The following is a 22,028-nucleotide window of genomic DNA, read 5'->3' on the forward strand; positions in this document are numbered from 1 at the left end:
ATAGAAAATGCAAGAAACAAACATGTGTGTGATTTCGACTGCTACGGAAATACACTACGCGCACCAGGCCGTGCCATTAGGTGCGCTAAGTATTCTGCCAGAGCGATGTTAGCACCTACGTTATGAAGTCTAAGGTATCCCATTTTTCATCAATAGCCTTGTGGTTGCGAAACAAAAGTCAAAATAGGGGAATTCCCCCCACGAAATAGGGAGGTTCCCCAATTATATAAAATTGCTAATCCTTCTATACTTAATATAACAAGATTAGTATGGCAAAAATGCCAAACGAGGGAGCGTTTATATGGAACATACAACCTTAAACAAAACGGTTAATAAATCAGAAGAAAAAAAGAATTCTATAAACAATGCATTTGCTTCACATTTTGCAAAATCAATGTTTTTAGCAATATGTGGTTTAATCCTTCTCTCTTTTTTAGGAACGAGAATGTTTACCCACGTTGATCTTAATCTATACGGATACATGGTGGGAACGATCGTCTTCCTAGGAGGATTTTTCTATCGATTTATTGCTTGGGGAGAAAGACCACCAACAAAGATCATCATTAAAAAAGGAATAAAACTGCTATTTCGAAAGTCTACTCCACAGACGTCTGTTGAACATTTAGCAACGTACAAATTCATTTGGAATAGGGGAATTTACCGATGGACCCAACATTTATTAATTGGCTGGGGTTGCTTAATTGCCATTATGGTAACTTTTCCACTAGTTTTTGGTTGGATGTACTTCACGATGGGAGAAAGTGGCTATTACACGATTGTTGCTATGGGAATGAACATTATGACTGTTCCAGCAGATGGTATCATTGCTTTCTTTTCCTACAACGCTTTAAACTTCAGTGCAATTATGGTTATCACGGGTGTTTGTATGGCCCTTTACCGTCGTATTAAAAACATGCAAGCTAGAGCAGATCAAACATTCATCTATGATTTTATGCCACTTTATTTATTACTATTTGTTAGCATTACGGGTCTTGCGCTTACGTTTATTAACGTATTCCTACACGGAGCAGGACACTATGTTATGTCATTAATTCATCAATATTCAGTAATTGTTACATTAATCTATTTACCGTTTGGAAAGCTTGCTCATATTCCTTTTCGTCCGTTAAGTGTTTTTGCTAGAAACTACCGTGAACATTACGCAGAAAAATCAATGAAAGAATGTAAGGTTTGTGGAACTGGATTTGTTTCAACAGAGCAGTCAAATGATGTTATCGATGTTTTAGGAGTAAACGAAATTGAATTTAACATGACAGATGGATTCAATCTAGCTGAACTATGTCTTCCTTGCCGAAGAAAGTATCGTATTGCTAGATTCTCAGGAGTTGCAACACATCAAGTGCCAGTCAAGGAGGCTAACCAAAATGCAAAGGGATAAATTTTTTCGAGAAATAGAAAATGTCCAACATCCAAATGAAAAGTTAATTAAAACCCACTGTAGTTACTGTGGGATGCAGTGTGGAATGAATTTACGCGTCAATACAGCAACGAACAAAATTATCGGTGTAGAGCCAAGGTATGACTGGCCAGTAACAGTTGGGAAAATGTGTCCAAAGGGTGTTACGGCTTATCAACAAACTAACCATAAGGATCGAATCCTAAAGCCTTTAATCCGTGATGACGCTTCTTTAAAAGGAACAAAAGAAGGATTCCGCGAGGCGAGCTGGGAAGAGGCTTATGATCTTATCGTGAAAAAATTCACTGAACTACAAAAAAATTACGGGAAAGATAGTCTATCTGTTTTCAGTGGTGTTTCAATGACAAATGAAAAGTGCTATTTAACAGGAAAATTTGCAAGGGTAGGACTTGGAACTAGATACATTGATTATAATGGTCGATTCTGCATGTCCAGTGCAGCGGGTGGGTTTTTACGCTCATTCGGAGTTGATCGTGGTTCTACTCTACCGTGGACCGACGTTCATGAAACAGATTGTCTGTTTATTGCAGGTAGTAACACGGCTGAGTGTCATCCAACTTCCATGTTCCGCGTGTGGGCAGTACAAGAGCGCGGAGGTTACTTAATTGTAGCCGATCCAAGAGAAACACCAGTTGCAAGAAGGGCTGATGTTCACTTGGATTTACGTCCAGGAACAGACTTAGCGCTAGCAAACGGCATTTTACACCTTTTAATTGAAAATGGGTATGCAGATAAAGAATTCGTTAACAAACATACAAACGGATTTGAAGAAACAAAAGAACTAGTTAAAGATTTTACTCCGGAGCACACGAGCTTCTTAACGGGTGTCGCAGAAGAAAAAATTATTAAAGCTGCTGAAATCTACGGAAAAGCTCCAAATGCAATTGTGATGTTTGCAAGAGGAATTGAGCAACAGCATAAAGGGGTAGATAACGTATCAGCTTATACAAATATGGCACTTGTAACAGGTAAAATTGGTCGTCCAAAAGCTGGAGTTGCAACGTTTACTGGTCAAGGGAATGGTCAAGGTGGCCGAGAACACGGACAAAAATCAGACCTTCTACCAGGATATCGTAAAATTACAAACCCTGAACATGTTAAAGCAGTAAGTAAGGTTTGGGGAATTAATCCAGAAGAAATGCCGCAACCTGGAGTATCAGCTTATGAAATGTTTGAGCTAATGGAAGAAAAAACAATACGTGGACTTTATCTATTGTGCTCTAACCCAGCTGTTTCTGCACCAAACTTAAACTTTGTCAGAAATGCGATGAAAAACTTGGATTTCATGGTTTGTGCCGACTTCTATTTATCTGAGTCAGCCGAATTTGCAGATGTAATTTTACCATCTGTTACATGGTCTGAAGATGAAGGTACCGTAACAAATCTAGAAGGAAGAATCATTAAAATAAACAAAGCGCAGGAGCCAATTGGTGAATCGAAGCCAGACTGGTTAATGCAAGTAGAGCTAGCGGAACGTCTTGGCAGAGGAAAATACTTCTCTCACTTAAAAACGGCAAAAGATGTAGCAGAAGAATTCCGTTTAGCAACAAAAGGCGGTAATGCCGATTACTACGGAGCTACATGGGATAAGATTGACAAGCAGGACGGTGTATTTTGGCCATGTAAGGATGAAGAGGATAAAGGAACACCACATATGTTCTTGGATAAAAAATTCTATCATCCAGATGGAAAGGCGAAAATTTGCGCTCTACCTTACCGTCCACCGGCAGAAGAACCGTGCGAAGAATATCCATTACGCCTAACAACTGGTCGTGTCGTGTACCACTATTTATCTGGTAACCAAACGAGGAGAATTCAATTTTTAAAAGATATGTGTCCAGACCCTTACGTAGAGGTGCATCCAGTTACGGCAGAAAAGTACAACATTAAACATGAGGAAGTCGTTCGATTATTTACGCGAAGAGGAAAAAGTGACTATAAGGTAAAAATTACGGAAGCTATTCGAGAAGATACAGTTTTCGTTCCATATCACTTTGGTCATGAACAGTCTATTAACCTATTAACGATTGCAGCATTAGACCCGATGTCAAGAATGCCAGAATTTAAGGCATGTGCTGCTCAAATAGAGAAACTTGAAGCGGGGAAGGTGCACTAAATGGAAAAAAGAAGACTTTATATTGAACTAGAAAACTGTATTGGATGTCGATCTTGTCTAGCAGCATGTACACAATGTGGTGGTCATGAAGAGCGAAATAGAAACTATGTTTATGATGTGAATCCACTCGTAAACAGACAAACGATGCCGCTTATGTGTTTGCACTGTGTGAACCCAGCTTGTGCAAGAAGTTGTCCGGCACAAGCTATCCAAATTCATGAAACGGGGGCGGTTCTATCTGCGCTTGTTGAAAAGTGTATCGGCTGTCAAAACTGTACCATTGCTTGTCCGTATGGGATTCCAAAGTTTGATGAGGAAGAAAACCTTATGTATAAGTGTGATCTCTGTATAGATCGAACAAAAGATGGTATTCCACCAATGTGTGCGAGTGTATGTCCTTCTAATACCTTACAGTGGTTAACAGAGGAAGAAATTGATCAGAAGCAAAAACAATTTGACCTTGGCAATGATAAATGGGTTACAAGCATGCCTTACTTAGAAGGCGAAACAAATGTAAAAGTTAATCTTCCCGGAATATTGCAAGGAACGACGAAATTGTTTTAAAGGAGGATAAACCATGACGGATCGAAATAATAAAATACCATTTGATGAAGATAATTACACGCACAATATAACGAAAAATAACGAACGACAATTGGATAGACGTGGATTTATGAAAACATTGGCTGGAGCGGCTGGCGTGTTTGCAGTTGCTTCACTCCCGTGGGGAGCAATTGCAGCAAAAGAATTAATGGGATTAGCGGATAAAGAGTATCCACATCAAAAAATAGTAGATCTCAAGGATATAGCGGTGGGAGATTCAATAGGATTTCATTTTCCTAGTGATCACGATAGTGCTGTTCTCGTGCGTTTAACAGACAATAAATTTGTTGCTTATCAAAATGCATGTACACATCTGCGTTGTCCGGTCTATTGGGTAAAAGAAGAGGAAACAATGATTTGTCCATGCCACCACGGAAAGTTTGACGTTAATACAGGAGCACCAACAGCTGGTCCACCAAGACGCCCACTTCCTGAAATTATCATAGAGGTACATGATCATGCCGTTTATGCAGTGAGGGTGAAACGTTATGAAGCGTAGTTATGTTGGGGTTATTGGACTGTTAATTATTTTGGGGTTAAATATAGTGTTTACCCAATTATTGGTGCACCAATTCTTCTATGAAAACTACGAAGCGGTTTTGTTATATATGGGAATTAATATTTTGTTGTTTCCTGTAGCAATATTCATATACAAAAAAGAAAAAAACAAAGGAGGCGCTGGGAAAAATGGCAAGTGAAGCATATTTAGACTTTTGTTTTGTTCGAGAAGCATCGGGAACACTCGCAAAAGATGTAAACGTTATGTTTGAGGAGCTTTTTGAGAACCATCGCCGTCTTCATTGGTATCTAGATGAAAAAGAAGAACAAGGTGTGGAAATTGTTGTTGCAGAGGTAAAGGGAATGAGTAAATGGAAATCTGAGGATGATGTCATTGATTATTTGGAAGACAAAGCAGGTGAAACATTTTGGCATGCCCTGCAAGGCTACCAATTTCAAGTATTGCCAGTAATGAAAGGGTGTTGCAAAAGTGGAAACAGTTAATAAAGAGGATTTGAAACAATTTATTTCTTCTTCTGTTCAAATTTGCATACACGGGAAAGAAGGAGAGGACATGGCTCCATGGGTAAAAAGAAATATTAAGGATGTTACCCTCTGTCCAGATAAGACACATGTCAGAATTTATTTTGACAAGCATTTCTTTTTTGCCGTTCCTTTAACGAGTACGGTTTGGAAAAAGGAGAACGAATGGGTTGCTTATGATAAAGAGACAGAACTTTATTATGCAATCAGAAGCGAGGGGAATTAGGATGAAAAAAGTACAACTTCCGTTACAGACTGCCAACCTTATTGTTGGCTTTATGGTTTGGGTAATTTTATCTTCTCTATTATCTTTTATTATTGAGGATATTAATATCACGCCTCAGCAAGCTGCTTGGGTTACAGCTGTACCTGTTATTTTAGGCTCACTACTTCGAATTCCAATGGGTTACTTAACGAATTTACTAGGTGCGAGAATGATCTTTATGGTAAGTTTTATTCTCCTCTTACCTCCTGTCTATTACGTTAGTATTGCGAATTCGTTTATAGACTTATTAATAGGTGGATTATTTATTGGTATCGGTGGTGCTATTTTCTCTGTAGGGGTAACATCTTTACCAAAGTACTACCCGAAGGAAAGGCATGGTTTCGTTAACGGAATTTATGGAGCGGGAAATATCGGTACGGCCATTACAGCATTTGCGGCTCCGGTAATAGCAGGTAAGTTTGGATGGTCCTTTACCATTCAACTTTATATGGTTCTTTTAGGAATCTTCATTTTAGCAAACTTCTTTTTCGGTGATAAAAAGGAAGTGAAAGTAAAAACACCTCTTATTCACCAAATAAAAGGTGTGTATAAAAATGAAAAGCTATGGATCTTCTGTTTATTTTACTTTATTACTTTCGGTTCGTTTGTAGCCTTTACTGTCTATTTACCAAATTTTCTAGTAAGTAATTTTGGTTTAGACAAAGTAGATGCAGGCTTACGTACTGCTGGATTCATTGCAACAGCAACATTTTTACGTCCTATAGGTGGTTGGTTAGCAGATCGCTTCCATTCTCTCATTCTTTTAATGTTTGTATTCGGAGGGTTTACGGTTTCTGCCCTACTATTGTCCTTTGCACCATCTATTAATCTGTATGCAACAGGTTGCTTAACCATTGCAATCTGTGCAGGTATCGGTAATGGTGTCATTTTCAAATTAGTGCCAATGTATTTCCAAAAACAAGCTGGTATTGCAAATGGTATTGTAGCAGCGATGGGTGGTTTAGGAGGATTTTTCCCACCACTTATTTTGACAATTCTTTATAACTTAACTGGTCACTATGCAATTGGGTTTATGGCGTTATCTCAAATTGCTTTAGCTAGTTTAATTATTGTAATTTGGATGTATTACCATGATAAACTAGCATTATCCGATCAAGTTCTTAAGACGACTCCACTAGGAATGCTAGTGACGGATAAAAATGCTAAAATTATCACAGTAAATCCTGCCTTTACAGAGGTAACAGGTTATAAAGCGGAGGAAGTAGTTGGTCAAAGCCCAAAAATTTTAAGCTCTGGAAAGCATACGAAAGATTTTTATGAAAAAATGTGGGAGAGTTTAAACGAAAATGGATTTTGGCAAGGAGAAATTTGGAACAAAAGAAAAGATGGTAATCATTATTTAGAATGGTTAACGATTAATGCGATAAAAGATGATTCAAATGAAGTCATTCAGTATGCTGGTGTATTTAGTGACGTAACAAACAAATAACTAATCAGTAAGAACATAAAATAAGGAGGGTCTATCATGGAGCTTAAGGCATTTAAATATGCAAGTAACTATATTATTCAATCACAAGAAGAGGAAATAAAACGCATTGCACTTGAGCTCCATGAGGGCATCAGCCAGAATTTATACAGTCTGTCTACTGGAATGGAGTTTTTGCAATCTGCAATGGAAGATCCAGCACTAAAACAATATGCGAATGAAATGACAGAGCTAATGAAAAGAACGATACAAGAAGTTAGGCTTTTGTCTGTAGAACTATATCCAACAACAATAGATACGTTAGGACTAATTTCCGCCATAAAAAGTTATATAAAGCTTTTTACTTCCTCTTTTGGTATTGTAGTAGATCTTCAAACTACTGGTAGGGAAATGGAGATATCTGAAGGGAAAAGCTTAGCTATATTTAGGTCTTGTCAAGAAGCGTTAATAAATATTGCAAAATATGCGGATACTTCTGATGCAAAGCTGACAATTTTATGGGGATTAAATACATTAACGATTCATATTGAAGATGAAGGAAAAGGATTTGAGCTAGAAGAAGAAAATAGTAGAAACTCATTCAAAGGGATTGCAGCAATGAAACAAAGGATGACTAATGTTGGTGGGGAATGTATGCTTCATTCTGAAATTGGTAGAGGAACAAAGGTCACGTTACAGTTACCAGTTCAGGACTAAGGGGGATTAATGTGATAAAAATCTTGCTATGTGATGATCATGCAGTCGTTCGGTCAGGATTACATGTACTGCTGAATGCTGTACCTGATATGGAAGTAATTGGTGAAGCTTCTGAAGGCAATGAGGCGATAGAAAAGGCCTTACAATTAAAACCAGATGTCGTTTTAATGGATTTAAGTATGCCTCACGGAAAAGACGGTTTATCTGCAACCTCAGAATTAAAAAAACAACTACCAGATATAGCAATTTTAATTTTAACGATGCATGATGACGAGGAATATTTATTCCGTGCTATTCAAGCTGGAGCATCGGGGTGTGTACTAAAAAGTGCTCCACATAAGGAGCTAGTAGATGCAATTAAATCTGTTTGTAGTGGAAATGCTTACCTGCATCCAGCGGCGACGAAAAGGCTAATGGACGAATACTTAGGGAACCTCAAGCAGTCCGGAACAGATCTTTTTCAGTTATTATCAGACCGAGAAAAGGAAGTGTTAACACTAATTGCAAAAGGCTACTCCAATAAGGAAATAGGCGAGAAATTGGTTATTAGTGTAAAAACAGTAGAAACCCATAAAAGTAATGTAATGGAAAAGTTACAAATGAAAACAAGGCCTGAGCTTGTTGAGTATGCCTTAAAAAAGGGATTGCTAGGTTATGGAATGTAATCGTTACGAACAGGAAAAAATGGAGTTAAATGAGTTATTTCTATTAGATTGTAGCGAGTTGAGAGAAAATCTCTCCTGCGACTTCACCGGTGTTGCCCTGCAGCAACAAATAGGAATAGATGTAAATTGGCCATTTGTATGTGGAAATAGGAATGAAAAATATAAGCATCTTCTTGTACGATACGGAAAAGGGATTGCTGGTAAGGTAATTGCTAGTGGTAGTCCGATGACAATAAACTCCTTTCCTGAAAACATCCTTGGAAAAACAACAGACTATCCCATTATGATAGCTGAGAAGCTTATTTCAGCATATGCTGTTCCGTTATTTTGGGAAGGTAAGCCAAAAGGTGCACTATTAATTGGTTATCGTAGTAAACACAATTTTACAACCGAAGAAATTAATACAGTAAGAGATGGGGCGAAAAAGGTAGAAGCATTACTGCCTTCATATTTTTGTAGTAACTAGGAGGGAAGCAGATAGTGATGAATTCTGAAATAGAAAACACCAATGGAATCAGCGGGTCTCCTGGGGATGCAACGATAATTGTAGATCAGTTAGGGGTTATTCAATCTATTAATGAGAAGGCAGCCCATTTACTTCTTATTCAAAAAGAAAATTATAACGGTCAAATGCTTGATACTATTATTCCAGACTTAAACATTACTGAGTTAGAACAGGGTACCATCGTCCAGCACTTCGCACAAAATCAAGACGGTAAACGTATACCGTTATATCTTCGTAAAAATAACTTTCATCTTCATGGGGTAGATTACACACTTCTTATTATCCACAAAAGCAATAATCACTCTATGGCTGGAATGGAACCGAGAAAAATAGTCAATGAACTCTTAGATATGAAATATGCACTAGATGAATCAACGATTGTTGCCGTTACAGATCAAACGGGGAAAATTAAGTATGTAAATGATAAATTTTGTGAGATTTCGAAATATAGCGAGGAAGAGTTAATAGGTAAAGATCATCGTATTATTAATTCTGGTTATCACTCGAAAGAATTCATGCGTGATCTTTGGAGAACCATTGCAAACGGAAAAGTATGGCATGGAGAAATTAAAAATCAAGCCAAGGATGGAACGTACTATTGGGTCGACACAACCATTGTGCCGTTTTTAAATGAACAAGGGAAACCATATCAGTATTTAGCTATTCGAAAAGAAATAACAGAACATAAACGAGTAGTAGACGAACTAAAAAAATCGCTGGAAGAATTAGTTGATTTAAAATTCGCACTAGATGAATCCTCCATTGTAGCCATTACGGATGTAAGAGGAAGAATCACATATGTGAATGACCAGTTTGTTCAAATATCCAAGTACTCGAGGGATGAGTTAATTGGAAACACTCACGCTCTTATTAATTCTGGTTATCATCCAAAAGCTTTTTTTAAAGAACTATGGAAAACAATTGGTAATGGAAAAGTGTGGAAGGGTGAAATTAAAAATAAAGCAAAAGATGGAACCTATTATTGGGTAGATACAACGATTGTTCCGTTTTTAAATGATGATGGGAAACCTTATCAATATTTAGCGATTCGTTTTGAGATAACAAAACGAAAAAGAGTAGAAGAGGAATTACAGCATACGATGACACGTATTATTCATGTACAAGAAGAAGAAAGAAAAAGACTTTCAAGAGAGTTACATGATGGAATTGGTCAAAATCTATATAGCCATTTGATTACTATCAACCGATTAAGTACAGAAATAGAAGACCATCCATTAGTGGAGCAGATGCTTGAGGAGGCAACGGAATTGATTCAAGAAGTGAGGGATTTTTCTTGGGAACTACGACCGTCTGTCCTTGACGATTTAGGTTTAATTCCTGCCATTCGTTCTTTCCTCAATCGTTTTTCAGAAAGTTATGGTATCGATGTGTATTTTGATTCCTCTTTAAAGCAAAGACTAGATAGCAATAAAGAAATTACCATATACCGAATTATACAAGAAGCGCTAACGAATGTTCGAAAGTACGCTGAAATTGATCAAGCTTCTGTAACGATTAGAGAAACAGAGGATAGTATTCGAGTATTGATAGAGGACAAAGGGAAAGGGTTTGAATTAGTTAACCTATCAACTGGGGTCGGATTAACTAGTATGGAAGAAAGAGCTCGATCGGTTGATGGAGAATTATCTGTCAAATCAAAGCCTAGTATCGGTACGACTGTCATATTTGAAATTGCGAAATAGTAAAATGATTGAAATAGAAAGTTAGGTGAGTATTTATGACAAGATCACCATTACAAGATAAGTTTGGTAGACCACTTGAGGATTTGCGAATATCTGTCACGGACCGTTGTAATTTTCGATGCACGTATTGTATGCCGAAAGAAATATTTGGGAAAGATTTCGCCTTTATGCCTAAGGAGCATCTTTTAAGCTTTGAAGAAATAGAAAGACTAACAAAAATATTCGTTCAACTTGGTGTAAAAAAACTTCGGCTTACCGGTGGAGAACCGTTGTTAAGGAAAGATATAGCTGTCTTAATCGAAAAATTAGTAGCAATTGATGGCCTAGATGATATTGGGCTAACGACCAATGGATTTTTATTAGAAAAACATGCCCAAGCATTGAAGGATGCAGGATTAAAAAGAATAAATGTGAGCCTAGATGCGATAAATGATGATGTTTTTAAGTCGATTAATGATGTTGGAGCTAGTTCGAACCGTATTTTAAAGGGTATTGCAAAAGCACAAGAAGTTGGTATAGAAGTGAAAGTAAACATGGTCGTAAAAAAAGGGATGAATGAACAGGAAATTATTCCAATGGCAACTTTTTTTAAAGAACGTGGTATTACTTTACGATACATTGAGTTTATGGATGTCGGGACTTCCAATGGATGGGATTACAAGCATGTTATTACGAAAAAAGAAATTTTCGATCAACTATCTAAGCATTTTGACCTTGAACCTGTTGACCCGGCATATTTAGGAGAAGTGGCGAAAAGGTATCGCTATGCAGGGACCGATACGGAAGTTGGATTTATTACATCCGTTTCCGAGTCATTTTGTTCCACTTGCACGAGAGGGAGAATTTCTGCAGATGGCAAGTTTTATACTTGTTTATTCGCAGCAAATGGTTATGATTTAAAACAATTAGTTCGTTCAGAAGCTACAGATGAAGATATTATGGAAGCTTTTTCACCAACATGGAAAAATAGACGAGATAGATATTCAGATGAACGTACAGAAGAAACAGCAAAGAATAAGCCGAAAATAGAAATGTCTTATATTGGGGGATAAAAGTCATCCCTACTTGTAGAAAGGAAGACAAACAGTGAAGGATCGTTATTCCCGACAAATATTATTTCGTTCTATTGGAGAAGAGGGACAAAACCATATAGGCAATAAACATGTCCTTGTCATAGGTGCTGGAGCCCTCGGTACGGCAAACGCAGAAGGTCTTGTTCGAGCTGGAATCGGTAAACTAACAATTATTGACCGTGATTATGTGGAAGTAAGTAATTTACAGAGACAACAGTTATATGCGGAACAAGATGCCATCGATCAATTGCCGAAAGCAGTAGCTGCAAAGAAGCGATTGAATAAGATCAATTCAGAAGTAGAGATTGAAGCACTAGTAATGGATGTAGATCCAACAAACCTTGTTCCACTTCTTCGTGATGTGGATGTAGCTTTGGATGCTACAGATAACTTTACTATTCGTTTTATTATGAATGATTTATATCAAAAATATGATATTCCATGGATATTTGGTTCCTGTGTTGGGAGTGTAGGTATGAGCTATACGATTTTACCCGGTGAGTCACCTTGTTTAAGTTGTCTGTTACAAGCAGCCCCAATGTCAGGGGCAACGTGTGACTCGGTTGGTATTATCTCTCCTGCTGTCCAAATGGTAGCAGCTCATCAAACGACAGAGGCATTAAAGTTACTAGTAGAAGATCAAAAGGCATTGCGCTCTCAATTAGTTACCTTTGATCTTTGGCACAATCATTATCAAACGATTAATGTGAAGCGGGCAAAAAGAGCAGACTGCCCTACTTGCGGGGAAAATCCAACCTATCCGAACTTAAGCTATGAATCCCAAACAAAAGTGGCTGTTCTTTGCGGAAGAGATACCGTTCAAATCAGGGCAGATAGAGAGTTCAGCCTAGATGATTTAGCAGCGCGGCTTCAACATGTTGGGGATATAAAAAGAAATCCTTTTTTACTTTCTATTGAATATAAATCCTTTCGATTAGTGTTCTTTCGTGATGGAAGAACATTAATTCATGGTACAAGCTCTATTGAACAAGCAAAAAGTGTGTATTATCAGCTAGTTGGGTAAGGAGGAACAGAAATGGTGGAAAGAAGAAAACCGATAAAAGTAGGGGAAGCAGTAGAACGTACGATGCAATACGCCATAAGCGGGGACGTTCGTTCGATATCCATAGAAGAAGCTTACGGACACTTTTTAGGAGAAGATTTAGTGGCAGACCACGATGTTCCTCTTTTCAACCGCTCACCATATGACGGTTTTGCTATTCGTTCCGAAGATACCAAAGCAGCATCGAGAGAGAATCCTTTACCACTAAAAGTAGTAGGGGAAATAGGAGCGGGGAGTGTATTTTCGGAAACGGTTAGAGAGAACCAGGCTGTTCGTATTATGACAGGTGCTCAAATACCGGATGGCTGCGATGCAGTTGTCATGTTGGAGCTCACGAAAGAAGTACAAATAGATGGGGAAACCCATGTTCGAATCAAAAGATCCTTTCAATCAGGTGATAATATTTCCTACAAGGGTGAAGATGTAAAAAAGCTAGACGTCTTAGCTGTAAAAGGTACGTTTATTAATCCAGGTGTTGTTGCCTTGCTAGCCACTTTCGGTTATAAACATGTTCCTGTTAGTCAAAAACCAACAGTCGGGATTATCGCAACAGGCAGTGAGCTTTTAAAAATTGATGAGCCCCTACAACCTGGGAAAATTCGAAATAGTAATGCTTACATGATTCACGCGCAAATTAAAAGAGCAGGGGCAACACCAATTTATTTAGGGCAATTTAGTGATGATTTTTCCACATGTTATCAACAAGTACATGATGCATTAGAGAAAGTTGACTTTTTAATTACGACTGGTGGAGTTTCCGTTGGAGACTATGACTATCTACCTGATATTTATAAAAAATTAGGAGCAAACGTTTTATTTAACAAGATTGGTATGCGCCCTGGGAGTGTAACAACGATAGCAGAATTGGATGGGAAATTATTATTTGGCTTATCAGGGAATCCTTCCGCATGTTATGTTGGATTTGAATTATTTACTAGACCGGTAATCCGAACCTTCCTACATTGTTCTAACCCATATTTAAAATTTGAAAAAGCAATACTAGGAGCTAATTTTCCGAAACCAAATCCGTTTGATCGTTTTGTTCGAGCTCACTTAGGCTATGAGGGGGGTAGGTTAGTAGCTACCCCTACTGGTTTAGATAAATCTAGTGCTGTTTCGTCTTTAGCATTGTCTAACATTCTCTTGTATTTACCTGGAGGAACGAGAGGATATGAAAAGGGAATGGAAGTAGATGTTGTTCTGCTAGAGGATCAAGAAGGAACTACTAATTTTAAGTAACAGTAAAGGAAAGGAGCTTTTCTTTGGAAGACAAGCTTTATGAAATTATAGAAGAACCTATTCAACTTCACAAATTAGTTGAGAAAGTACAAAGAAGAGAAGCGGGGGCCATCACAACCTTTATTGGTACGGTAAGGGAATGGACGAAAGGAAAGAAAACCGTTTATCTAGAATACCAGGCATACAAACCGATGGCAGAAAAAATGCTTGCTAAAATAGGTGAAGAAATTCAATCTAAATGGCCTAACACACAAGTTGCCATTACACATAGAGTTGGTCGCTTGGATATTTCGGATGTTGCTGTTTTTATCGCTGTATCTTCCCCACATCGTAAAGCCGCATACGAGGCAAATGAATATGCAATAGAGCGGATAAAAGAAATTGTACCTATTTGGAAAAAAGAACATTGGGAAGACGGGGATATGTGGATTGGAGATCAACTTGAAAAGGTTGCCTATCCATCTGGAAAACCTAATGTAAAAGGGATGAATGAACATGATTAAAATATTACTATTTGCACATTTACAGGAAGAGTTAGGCAAAGACAAACTCGAAGTAGAACTTGATTCAATATCCGTTGGGGAGTTAAAAACAAAATTAAAGGATACGTACAGCTTAACCCAACTAGACCAAGTAATGGTTGCTATTAATGAAGAGTATGCCATTAATGAAGATGTGATAAAATCAGGTGACGTTGTTGCGCTTATTCCGCCAGTAAGTGGCGGGTAAAAAAATAAGGGGGATGTAAAAGGTGCTAGAACAACATCGAAAAAGCTCTCCTAAACAAGTGAATTGTGCGGTTATAACAGTGAGTGATAGTAGAAACAAAGAAACCGATAAAAGCGGAAAGCTTTTACATGAACTACTGTACCAAGAAAACCATCAAGTTAATTTTTATAAAATTGTCCCTGACGAACAATCAGTAATTCAGGGTGTAGTGGAAAAACAGATTGCTGATGAAAGCATCGAAGCCATTATAATAAATGGTGGGACGGGTATTGCTATGCGAGATGTAACGATAGAATCTGTTCAACCAATGTTGGATAAAGAGCTACCAGGTTTTGGTGAACTTTTTCGTTATTTAAGCTATAAGTTGGATATTGGTTCTGCTAGTATGCTGTCTAGATCGATTGCAGGTGTAGCAAATCAAACGGCTATATTTTCGATACCCGGATCGACAGGTGCAGTTAAATTAGCAATGGAAAAATTAATTTTACCTGAGCTTGGACATATGGTCATGGAATTAAAAAAGGATTTGGCAAAGATAGAGGATGAACATAAGTGAACAAATATGTAAGTGCTTGGCTGCTCATTACTATAATTTTTCTTTCTGGCTGTAAATCTGAATCAGAAACTACTAATCTAACCGTTTCAGCAGCTTCTAGTATGGCAGAAAGTTTACAGGAATTAAAAAAGCAATTTGAAGCGGAACATCCATCTATAAAAATAACCTACAATTTTGGCGGAACTGGTACCTTACGTAAACAGGTGGAACAAGGAGCCCCAGTTGATTTGTTTTTTATGGCCTCGGAGACAGACTATTATACGCTAAAAGAAAAAGGGTTTATCGAAAAAGGGCAAGCAATCCTGTCTAATAGGTTAGTTTTTATCCAAGATGAAGACAAAGAATGGAATTCCTTCGAGCAATTTTTAAATACGAATGAAAAATTGGCGATTGGCACACCGGAAGCAGTACCTGCAGGAACTTACTCCATGAAGGCTTTGCAACAGTTAGGTTCTTGGGATGAACTTCAAAAACGTGGTCGACTTATGTATGCGAAAGATGTTCAGCACGTATTAACCTTAGTTGAAGAAGGCGCTATTCCCGCTGGAATTGTCTACTATACGGATATCCAAAAAGCTCATAACATTAAGCTAGTAGAAAAGTTAGATGAAGGATTATATGGCTCTATTGATTATTTTTTAGCTATTACGTCTACTAATAAAGCTACAAAACACGCAGCTGATATTTTTTATCAATATGTTTTACAACACCTTAAGTTGTTTGAAAGCTATCAATTTCAAATGAATAATGAACTGGAAAAGATGGTGGATGAATAATGGAATGGTCATGGTTCCCGGTTCAACTATCCTTTTTTGTTGCGTTTATTGCAACAATCCTTGCACTTTTAATTGGAACGTTAACAGCGCATATAATGGTCACTAGGAAAGTGAAAGGTAGAGCTGTACTAGAGACTATATTTTTTCTTCCACTTGTATTGCCACCAACAGTAATAGGGTTTTTACTAATTATCATTTTTGGTAAAAATAGTCCTGTAGGAGAAGCAGTAGAATGGTTTACAGGAAGAAGTGTTTTATTTACAGCCACTGCAGCAATTTTGGCAGCAGCAGTAGTTGCCTTTCCTCTTATGTATCAATCTGTTAAAACAGGGTTTTTATCTGTAGATCAAAACATCATTGGGGCAGCTAAGGTTGATGGAGCAACCAATTGGAAAATGCTTTTGCTTATTACACTTCCATTATCCTATAGGGCTATTATAACGGGGGTTATATTAAGCTTTACGAGAGCATTTGGTGAATTTGGTGCGACACTTATGGTTGCAGGAAATATTCCAGAGAAGACCCAAACTATTCCGACAGCTATATACTTAGCTATGGAAACGGGTAATACGAAAATAGCTTGGTATTATGTCATCATTAGTATTTTATTTTCTTTTATCCTTTTATTTTCGATTAACCGTATGAAAGAAAACTAAGAGGAAACCAATACTGGCCTCCTCCTAATTTCTTTTATAATCACCTGTTTTACCACCGCTTTTTTCAAGTAAATAAGTCGGACCAATAACCATCCCTTTATCTACAGCTTTACACATATCATATATCGTTAATGCAGTAGCAGAAGCAGCTGTTAAAGCTTCCATTTCCACGCCTGTACTACCTACAGTTTTCACTACTGCTTCAATGACTAACTCATACTGGTTATTTGCTTGTTTTACCCATTCAAAAAAAAGGTCTACACCACTAATCTGTATAGGATGACACATTGGTATAATGGAAGACGTTTGCTTCGCTGCCATAATGCCTGCAACTTGTGCAACGGCTAAAACGTCTCCTTTTTTATTTTTTTGATAAACAATGTTTTCATATATATCCATACTCACCTGAACGCTTGAACGAGCTATTGCCTTCCTTGCACTATCTTGTTTATTACTAATATCCACCATTTTTGCTCTGCCGTGTTCATTAAAATGGGTAAATTCTTTCATTGTATTATCATACCTTTACATAAAGTTTTGTTAGTTCTATCGTATCATAGAAAAAAATATTTGGACAAAGAGGTGTTGTCTAAATGATAACTATCCAAGTAGTTGGGTACAAAAATAGTGGGAAAACAACATTAGTAAGCGAGCTGATAAAAGCATTTTCGGAAAAAGGTTTAAAGGTTGGTAGTTTAAAACACCATGGTCATGGAGGATCCCCATTACCGCCTGAAAATACAGATAGTACGATACATGAGAAGGCTGGAGCTACTATGACAGGTGTTGAGGGGGCGGGAACCTTCCAACTTACTATGAAACAATCAGCATGGGATTTAGATCAACTAATGTCCTTCTACCGATTAATGCCTATTGACTTGCTCTTAATAGAAGGATTTAAAAAGGAACCTTTACAAAAGATTGTTTTAATTCGTCAGGAAGAAGACTTGCCCCTCCTTGAGGAACTTAAAAATATTAAAGTAGTGGTAACCGATTTAGCACTAAACTACGAAAGATATCATTATCCTATTTTCAGACGACATGAAACAAAGCAACTAATAGGATGGCTGTTGGAAAATGTCATTGTTTCATAGTTGTTTTAATCATTTGTTTTCCTATTGCAAGGAGGGAATTTAGTGTCAAAAAAGATGACGGGTATTATACTAGCTGGTGGACTATCTAAACGATTTGGTTCACCAAAGGCATTTGCTATGCATAACGGGATACCGTTTTATCAGTATTCAATCCAAGCTTTAGCTCCTTTTTGCGATAAAATCATAATCGTAACACGTCCAGAATTAGAAAATCGTTTCCATGTAGATAAGCAGTTTGTTCACATCATTCATGATACAGAGCAATACATTGGACAAGGCCCCCTTGCAGGTATTCATGCTGCTATGGGAAAGACGAATGGGGAATGGTACATCGTATTACCAATTGATGTGCCATTTGTGAAGAGTTGGGTCTTTGAAGAGTTAAAAAAATCTATTACGCAAAACAAGGAGGCAATTGTACCCTTAGTTAATGGTAAGGCACAACCATTAATTGCAATCTACAACTATTCGATAAAGGGGAAAATAGAGAAACAATTGGAAAATGAAAAACGTTCTTTGCATAACCTTTTGGAAAAAATAAAGGTAGAATATATAGTTTTTCAAGACTGGGAACCTTTCCAAAATATTAATAAGGTGGAAGACCTAAAATAATTCACCTCGATTCGGGGAGCAATAATAATCTTTTCCTCTTACTCCATACTTCACTTGGAGAGCCTCAAACGCAAGAAAAGCTTTAAAACTCCTATAGTTATTTGGGATTAACTTTTAACGGATATTTCCATTAAAGCACATTTATTAAATTTCCATTAAAATATCTAATTATTATAAAAATAAATCTCGCTCTGCGTTATGATAGGTATTAAATAATAATGGTCGGAGTGAGAGTATGGCTAAGATTCTAATAGTTGAAGATGAACAGAAGCTTGCACGAGTCATTCAATTAGAATTAGAGTATGAAGGATATAAAACAGGGATAGCCCATGATGGAAAATTAGCAACAGAACTAATTTCAGAGCAATCATGGGATCTAGTACTGTTAGACATATTACTTCCCAAGCTTAGCGGTTTAGAAGTATTAAGACGTGTACGAAAAGATGGTGTAGCTATTCCAATTATCCTATTAACTGCCAGAGATGAGGTACATGATAAGGTAAGTGGATTAGATTTAGGGGCAAATGATTACATAACGAAGCCGTTTCAAATTGAAGAACTATTAGCTAGAATAAGAGCCCATTTAAGACAGAATCCTGTTCACTTAGATGTGATTAGTTTTGGAGAGCTATCTGTTAACCTCCAAACTCGACAGGTGAAACGAAAAGATACGACTATTGAGCTTACACCTAGAGAATTTGATTTACTTGTTTATTTAGTAAGAAACCAAAATCAAGTATTAACAAGAGAACAGATTATGAATCAAGTATGGGGATATGATTATATAGGCGAAACAAATGTAGTAGATGTTTATATTCGATATTTAAGACAAAAGCTCGATAAGCCTTTTGACAATTCTTATGTACAGACCATACGTGGGATTGGATATTCAATAAGGGAAAATGAATTATGAAACTAAAAACCAAGATTCAGTTGCTTTTGACGTCCGTGATATTGGTAGTTTTGCTACTAGTTAATACTGCCATTTTCTTTTTGTTTTATCGAATTTCGATTGATGCAGAAATTGATCGTATTAAAGCTGAAACGAGAGTGATGATGGAAGCATTGTCAGCAAACACAGAAGTAAACCCAAGTGAACTATTAAAAGCATACATCCCTTCGAACGGTATGGCCCGGGTTATAAATGCACATCGGGAAACGCTACAGGTAGTAACAAAGGAAATAGAGTTTTATTCTTTACCAATAGTTTATGTTAACCGCGAAACAAACGAAGTAATAGTGGGTAATGATGGTATTCGTTATGCTATAATTTCAATTCCGCTCATTTGGGAAAATGGAGAGGTGGTGACCCTACAAGTAACAGAGAAATTAGTAGGGATTCATGAAACAATGAACACCTTGATTTATGTATTGTTGTTCTCCTCCTTGATTATGGTAATCCCAATAGTAATTGGTGGAGGCATAATAAGTAGATTATTAATAAAACCAATTCAAGCTTTAACAAACACAATGACGGAAAACTATAAACAGAGAAGCTGGAAGAAGATTGATCTACCGAGCAATTCCAAAGATGAATTATCACAGATGGGTACAGTATATAACCATATGATTGATCGTTTAAGGGAAAATTTTGAAAAGCAAGAGGAGTTTGTTTCTGACGCATCTCATGAATTGAAAACACCTATTTCTATTATAAAGAGTTATTCGCATTTGTTAGATAGATGGGGTAAGGAAAAGGAAGAAGTTTATGAGGAGTCCATCCACGCCATACGTTCCGAAACAGAAAAAATGGAGCATTTAGTAGGACAACTGTTAGCTTTAGCAAAAAATCAGCAAAAGGAAAATTTACAGTTTGCCTCAATAGATGTTGTTTCCTTGGTTCAAGAGGTTATACGTTTATTTACTGTCACCTATAACAGGAAGATAATCCTTTTTACAGACTTCCATCATCTACAGCTAAGTTGTGATCGTGAGAAAATAAACCAAGTACTATACATTTTACTTGATAATGCTTGTAAATACAGTCACGATGAGGTACATATTTACCTGAATAAGTCCCAACATGAAATAGAAATATCTATTCAAGATTTTGGGGAGGGGCTAACAGATACTGAAAGAAGTCGAATCTTTGATCGCTTTTACCGAGTGGATAAAGCGAGAAGTAGGGAAACAGGTGGTACAGGATTAGGTTTAACGATTGCCCAGCATATTGTAGATGCTCATGGTGGAAAAATTTTGGTTAATAGTGAAGAAGGGCATGGTTCGACTTTTTCCATTTATTTACCTTATTAGTTCCTCTTCGTGTATTCTCATCAAATTCTAATCTAACACTCAGTGTCTTTTCATTATCTTTGTATATATTGTTAGTAACAAAGATTGGAGGGAAAATAGTGAAGAAAAAAATAGTAACTGTTGGTTTGGGAATGGTTTTGGTATTGGGGATTGGATTTGGTATATTCCTACTGAATGACGCTCCGAATTCGGCTAAATTATCTGCAGAAGAAGCTGAAAATTTAGTGAAAAACCAATTTCTTGGTGAGGTTATGAAATTGGAGCTAGAAAAAAGCAACAATGGATACGTTTATGAAATAGAAATTGATGGCGATGATGGTAGTTATGAGCTATTGCTCGATGGTGATACAGGGGACATTTTGCACTTAGAAGAAAAAGAATCTAAAAATAATGAAAAAACAACGACAGAAATAACAACAGATAAACCGAAAAACGATGATCAAAATCAAATAAAAGATGATGATAATAATAATGATGATTCAAAAGACGATAACAATAGTCATGATGATTCAAAAGACAATAACAATAATAATAGTGATGATCAAGATGATAATAGCCAGAAAGAGCAAGTCCATACCAAGACGGTTATTTCACTAGAACAAGCGAAAGCTATTGCATTAAAAGAAGTAAATGGTGCCATCGAAGAAATCGAATTAGACGAAGATGACGGCAATTTGTTATATGAGGTGGAAATGGTTAATGGGCAAGGTGAAATAGAGTTAGATATAGATGCTTACACTGGTGAAATATTAGTTATTTCTTTCGATTCACTTGATGATTAAATAACTATTCGTTTAAAAAGACATTGATTTCTTATAGAATCGATGTCTTTTTATTTTCATTCTTTTTTTATGAAAGGATTAGATCTATTACTTTTGGATATTAGCCTAAATTAAAAGAAGTTGTTGCGAATATAAAAGGCCAAACATATGGTAATGGTGTAGATTCCCTAAGGAGGTATAAGCATAATGCCACATTATAATAATGGATTTTATGGAAACAATCCATATTGGAACACGCAAAACCCTGCTTACCCACAAAATTTTGAGGGCCAATTCCCAGGAGCAAACGGAGGAAACTGGCAAGGTCAGTTGCCACCAAATTTTGAAGGCCCACTCCCAGGACCAAATGGTCAAGGATGGCCGCAATACCCACCAAACTTTGAAGGTCCATTGCCAGGACCAAACGGTGGAAGCTGGCAAGGTCAATTGCCACCAAATTTTGAAGGCCCACTCCCAGGACCAAATGGTCAAGGATGGCCACAATACCCGCCAAATTTCGAAGGTCCATTACCGGGGCCAAACGGAGGAAATTGGCAAGGTCAATTGCCACCAAACTTTGAAGGTCCCCTTCCTGGACCAAATGTTCAAGGGTATCCACAGTACCAACAAAATTTCGGTGGGCAATTCCCGGGTGCAAACGGTCAAGGTTGGCAACAATAGTAGAAAATCAATTATAATAATCGCAAATGAAAAATCCACTTTTTAAAGTGGATTTT

The 22,028-nt window shown here is 37.2% G+C and carries 27 protein-coding genes; 26 read left to right on the forward strand and 1 reads right to left on the reverse strand.

The genetic code is table 11. From position 1 onward, the window contains the following. Positions 1-301: 301 nt before the first annotated feature. From HNQ94_RS12220 to modB, 20 genes are read left to right on the forward strand one after another with little or no spacing between them, the layout of a single operon-like run. Positions 302-1,399, forward strand: coding sequence for a hypothetical protein (locus HNQ94_RS12220; protein WP_221452561.1), 1,098 nt, complete (start codon positions 302-304; stop codon positions 1,397-1,399). Beyond that, positions 1,386-3,554 carry a molybdopterin oxidoreductase family protein gene (locus HNQ94_RS12225; protein ID WP_174496868.1) on the forward strand — a complete coding sequence of 723 codons (2,169 nt, stop codon included), beginning with the start codon at positions 1,386-1,388 and terminating at the stop codon, positions 3,552-3,554. The genes HNQ94_RS12220 and HNQ94_RS12225 overlap by 14 nt, the downstream gene beginning before the upstream one ends. Then, positions 3,555-4,118: a 4Fe-4S dicluster domain-containing protein gene (locus HNQ94_RS12230; RefSeq protein ID WP_174496867.1), complete on the forward strand. Its 564-nt coding sequence runs from the start codon at positions 3,555-3,557 to the stop codon at positions 4,116-4,118. It begins immediately after the preceding gene. 13 nt (positions 4,119-4,131) lie between these two features. Next, entirely contained in the window at positions 4,132-4,656 is a 525-nt protein-coding gene (locus HNQ94_RS12235; RefSeq protein ID WP_174496866.1) for a Rieske (2Fe-2S) protein, read from the forward strand. Beyond that, positions 4,646-4,855, forward strand: a complete 210-nt coding sequence (locus HNQ94_RS12240; protein ID WP_174496865.1) for a hypothetical protein — start codon at positions 4,646-4,648, stop codon at positions 4,853-4,855. Before HNQ94_RS12235 ends, HNQ94_RS12240 begins: the two co-directional genes overlap by 11 nt. Further along, the gene (locus tag HNQ94_RS12245) at positions 4,845-5,159 is read left to right on the forward strand and encodes a hypothetical protein (protein ID WP_174496864.1); all 315 of its coding nucleotides are present in this window, start codon (positions 4,845-4,847) and stop codon (positions 5,157-5,159) included. The genes HNQ94_RS12240 and HNQ94_RS12245 overlap by 11 nt, the downstream gene beginning before the upstream one ends. Continuing rightward, positions 5,146-5,424 carry a hypothetical protein gene (locus HNQ94_RS12250; RefSeq protein ID WP_174496863.1) on the forward strand — a complete coding sequence of 93 codons (279 nt, stop codon included), beginning with the start codon at positions 5,146-5,148 and terminating at the stop codon, positions 5,422-5,424. The genes HNQ94_RS12245 and HNQ94_RS12250 overlap by 14 nt, the downstream gene beginning before the upstream one ends. Position 5,425: 1 nt before the next feature. Beyond that, complete coding sequence (locus HNQ94_RS12255) at positions 5,426-6,913, forward strand: nitrate/nitrite transporter (protein ID WP_174496862.1); 1,488 nt, start codon at positions 5,426-5,428, stop codon at positions 6,911-6,913. 36 nt (positions 6,914-6,949) lie between these two features. Further along, on the forward strand, positions 6,950-7,606 hold the full coding sequence (locus HNQ94_RS12260; protein WP_174496861.1) for a sensor histidine kinase: 657 nt from the start codon (positions 6,950-6,952) through the stop codon (positions 7,604-7,606). Between the two features lie 11 nt (positions 7,607-7,617). Further along, positions 7,618-8,271 carry a response regulator gene (locus HNQ94_RS12265; RefSeq protein WP_174496860.1) on the forward strand — a complete coding sequence of 218 codons (654 nt, stop codon included), beginning with the start codon at positions 7,618-7,620 and terminating at the stop codon, positions 8,269-8,271. Next, positions 8,261-8,737 carry a GAF domain-containing protein gene (locus HNQ94_RS12270; RefSeq protein ID WP_174496859.1) on the forward strand — a complete coding sequence of 159 codons (477 nt, stop codon included), beginning with the start codon at positions 8,261-8,263 and terminating at the stop codon, positions 8,735-8,737. The genes HNQ94_RS12265 and HNQ94_RS12270 overlap by 11 nt, the downstream gene beginning before the upstream one ends. Positions 8,738-8,754: 17 nt before the next feature. Further along, positions 8,755-10,479 carry a PAS domain-containing sensor histidine kinase gene (locus tag HNQ94_RS12275; protein WP_174496903.1) on the forward strand — a complete coding sequence of 575 codons (1,725 nt, stop codon included), beginning with the start codon at positions 8,755-8,757 and terminating at the stop codon, positions 10,477-10,479. A 35-nt stretch (positions 10,480-10,514) separates the two neighbouring features. After that, positions 10,515-11,531: a GTP 3',8-cyclase MoaA gene (gene moaA / locus HNQ94_RS12280; RefSeq protein WP_174496858.1), complete on the forward strand. Its 1,017-nt coding sequence runs from the start codon at positions 10,515-10,517 to the stop codon at positions 11,529-11,531. Between the two features lie 34 nt (positions 11,532-11,565). Then, a complete protein-coding gene (locus HNQ94_RS12285) occupies positions 11,566-12,576 on the forward strand; it encodes a MoeB/ThiF family adenylyltransferase (RefSeq protein WP_174496857.1) in 1,011 nt (336 codons plus the stop codon). Between the two features lie 15 nt (positions 12,577-12,591). After that, positions 12,592-13,854: a molybdopterin molybdotransferase MoeA gene (locus HNQ94_RS12290; RefSeq protein WP_282960578.1), complete on the forward strand. Its 1,263-nt coding sequence runs from the start codon at positions 12,592-12,594 to the stop codon at positions 13,852-13,854. Positions 13,855-13,877: 23 nt separating this feature from the next. After that, positions 13,878-14,357 carry a molybdenum cofactor biosynthesis protein MoaE gene (locus tag HNQ94_RS12295; RefSeq protein ID WP_174496855.1) on the forward strand — a complete coding sequence of 160 codons (480 nt, stop codon included), beginning with the start codon at positions 13,878-13,880 and terminating at the stop codon, positions 14,355-14,357. Then, positions 14,350-14,583 (forward strand): molybdopterin converting factor subunit 1, encoded by a 234-nt coding sequence (moaD, locus tag HNQ94_RS12300; RefSeq protein ID WP_174496854.1) that lies wholly within the window; start codon positions 14,350-14,352, stop codon positions 14,581-14,583. The genes HNQ94_RS12295 and moaD overlap by 8 nt, the downstream gene beginning before the upstream one ends. Before the next feature lie 22 nt (positions 14,584-14,605). Beyond that, positions 14,606-15,139: a MogA/MoaB family molybdenum cofactor biosynthesis protein gene (locus tag HNQ94_RS12305; RefSeq protein WP_174496853.1), complete on the forward strand. Its 534-nt coding sequence runs from the start codon at positions 14,606-14,608 to the stop codon at positions 15,137-15,139. Then, a complete protein-coding gene (gene modA / locus HNQ94_RS12310; RefSeq protein WP_174496852.1) occupies positions 15,136-15,915 on the forward strand; it encodes a molybdate ABC transporter substrate-binding protein in 780 nt (259 codons plus the stop codon). Before HNQ94_RS12305 ends, modA begins: the two co-directional genes overlap by 4 nt. Then, positions 15,915-16,571 carry a molybdate ABC transporter permease subunit gene (gene modB, locus HNQ94_RS12315; protein WP_174496851.1) on the forward strand — a complete coding sequence of 219 codons (657 nt, stop codon included), beginning with the start codon at positions 15,915-15,917 and terminating at the stop codon, positions 16,569-16,571. The genes modA and modB overlap by 1 nt, the downstream gene beginning before the upstream one ends. A gap of 24 nt (positions 16,572-16,595) precedes the next feature. Here modB and moaC read toward each other — a convergent pair whose 3' ends face one another. Further along, positions 16,596-17,081, reverse strand: coding sequence for a cyclic pyranopterin monophosphate synthase MoaC (moaC, locus tag HNQ94_RS12320; RefSeq protein WP_174496850.1), 486 nt, complete (start codon positions 17,079-17,081; stop codon positions 16,596-16,598). A gap of 83 nt (positions 17,082-17,164) precedes the next feature. On the opposite strand from moaC, the gene mobB reads away from it, so the two are divergent. The 6 genes from mobB to HNQ94_RS12350 all read left to right on the forward strand — a co-directional run bounded on the left by mobB (position 17,165) and on the right by HNQ94_RS12350 (position 21,972). Beyond that, positions 17,165-17,665 (forward strand): molybdopterin-guanine dinucleotide biosynthesis protein B, encoded by a 501-nt coding sequence (gene mobB / locus HNQ94_RS12325; RefSeq protein ID WP_174496849.1) that lies wholly within the window; start codon positions 17,165-17,167, stop codon positions 17,663-17,665. A gap of 42 nt (positions 17,666-17,707) precedes the next feature. Next, positions 17,708-18,277, forward strand: coding sequence for a molybdenum cofactor guanylyltransferase (gene mobA, locus HNQ94_RS12330; protein WP_174496848.1), 570 nt, complete (start codon positions 17,708-17,710; stop codon positions 18,275-18,277). 235 nt (positions 18,278-18,512) lie between these two features. Further along, positions 18,513-19,190 carry a response regulator transcription factor gene (locus tag HNQ94_RS12335; protein WP_174496847.1) on the forward strand — a complete coding sequence of 226 codons (678 nt, stop codon included), beginning with the start codon at positions 18,513-18,515 and terminating at the stop codon, positions 19,188-19,190. Beyond that, positions 19,187-20,530: a sensor histidine kinase gene (locus HNQ94_RS12340; protein ID WP_174496846.1), complete on the forward strand. Its 1,344-nt coding sequence runs from the start codon at positions 19,187-19,189 to the stop codon at positions 20,528-20,530. Before HNQ94_RS12335 ends, HNQ94_RS12340 begins: the two co-directional genes overlap by 4 nt. Before the next feature lie 131 nt (positions 20,531-20,661). Next, a complete protein-coding gene (locus tag HNQ94_RS12345) occupies positions 20,662-21,312 on the forward strand; it encodes a PepSY domain-containing protein (RefSeq protein ID WP_174496845.1) in 651 nt (216 codons plus the stop codon). A gap of 186 nt (positions 21,313-21,498) precedes the next feature. Further along, positions 21,499-21,972 carry a hypothetical protein gene (locus HNQ94_RS12350; RefSeq protein ID WP_174496844.1) on the forward strand — a complete coding sequence of 158 codons (474 nt, stop codon included), beginning with the start codon at positions 21,499-21,501 and terminating at the stop codon, positions 21,970-21,972. Positions 21,973-22,028 lie beyond the last annotated feature (56 nt).

The organism is Salirhabdus euzebyi (assembly GCF_014207435.1).
Lineage (GTDB): Bacteria > Bacillota > Bacilli > Bacillales > Alkalibacillaceae > Salirhabdus > Salirhabdus euzebyi.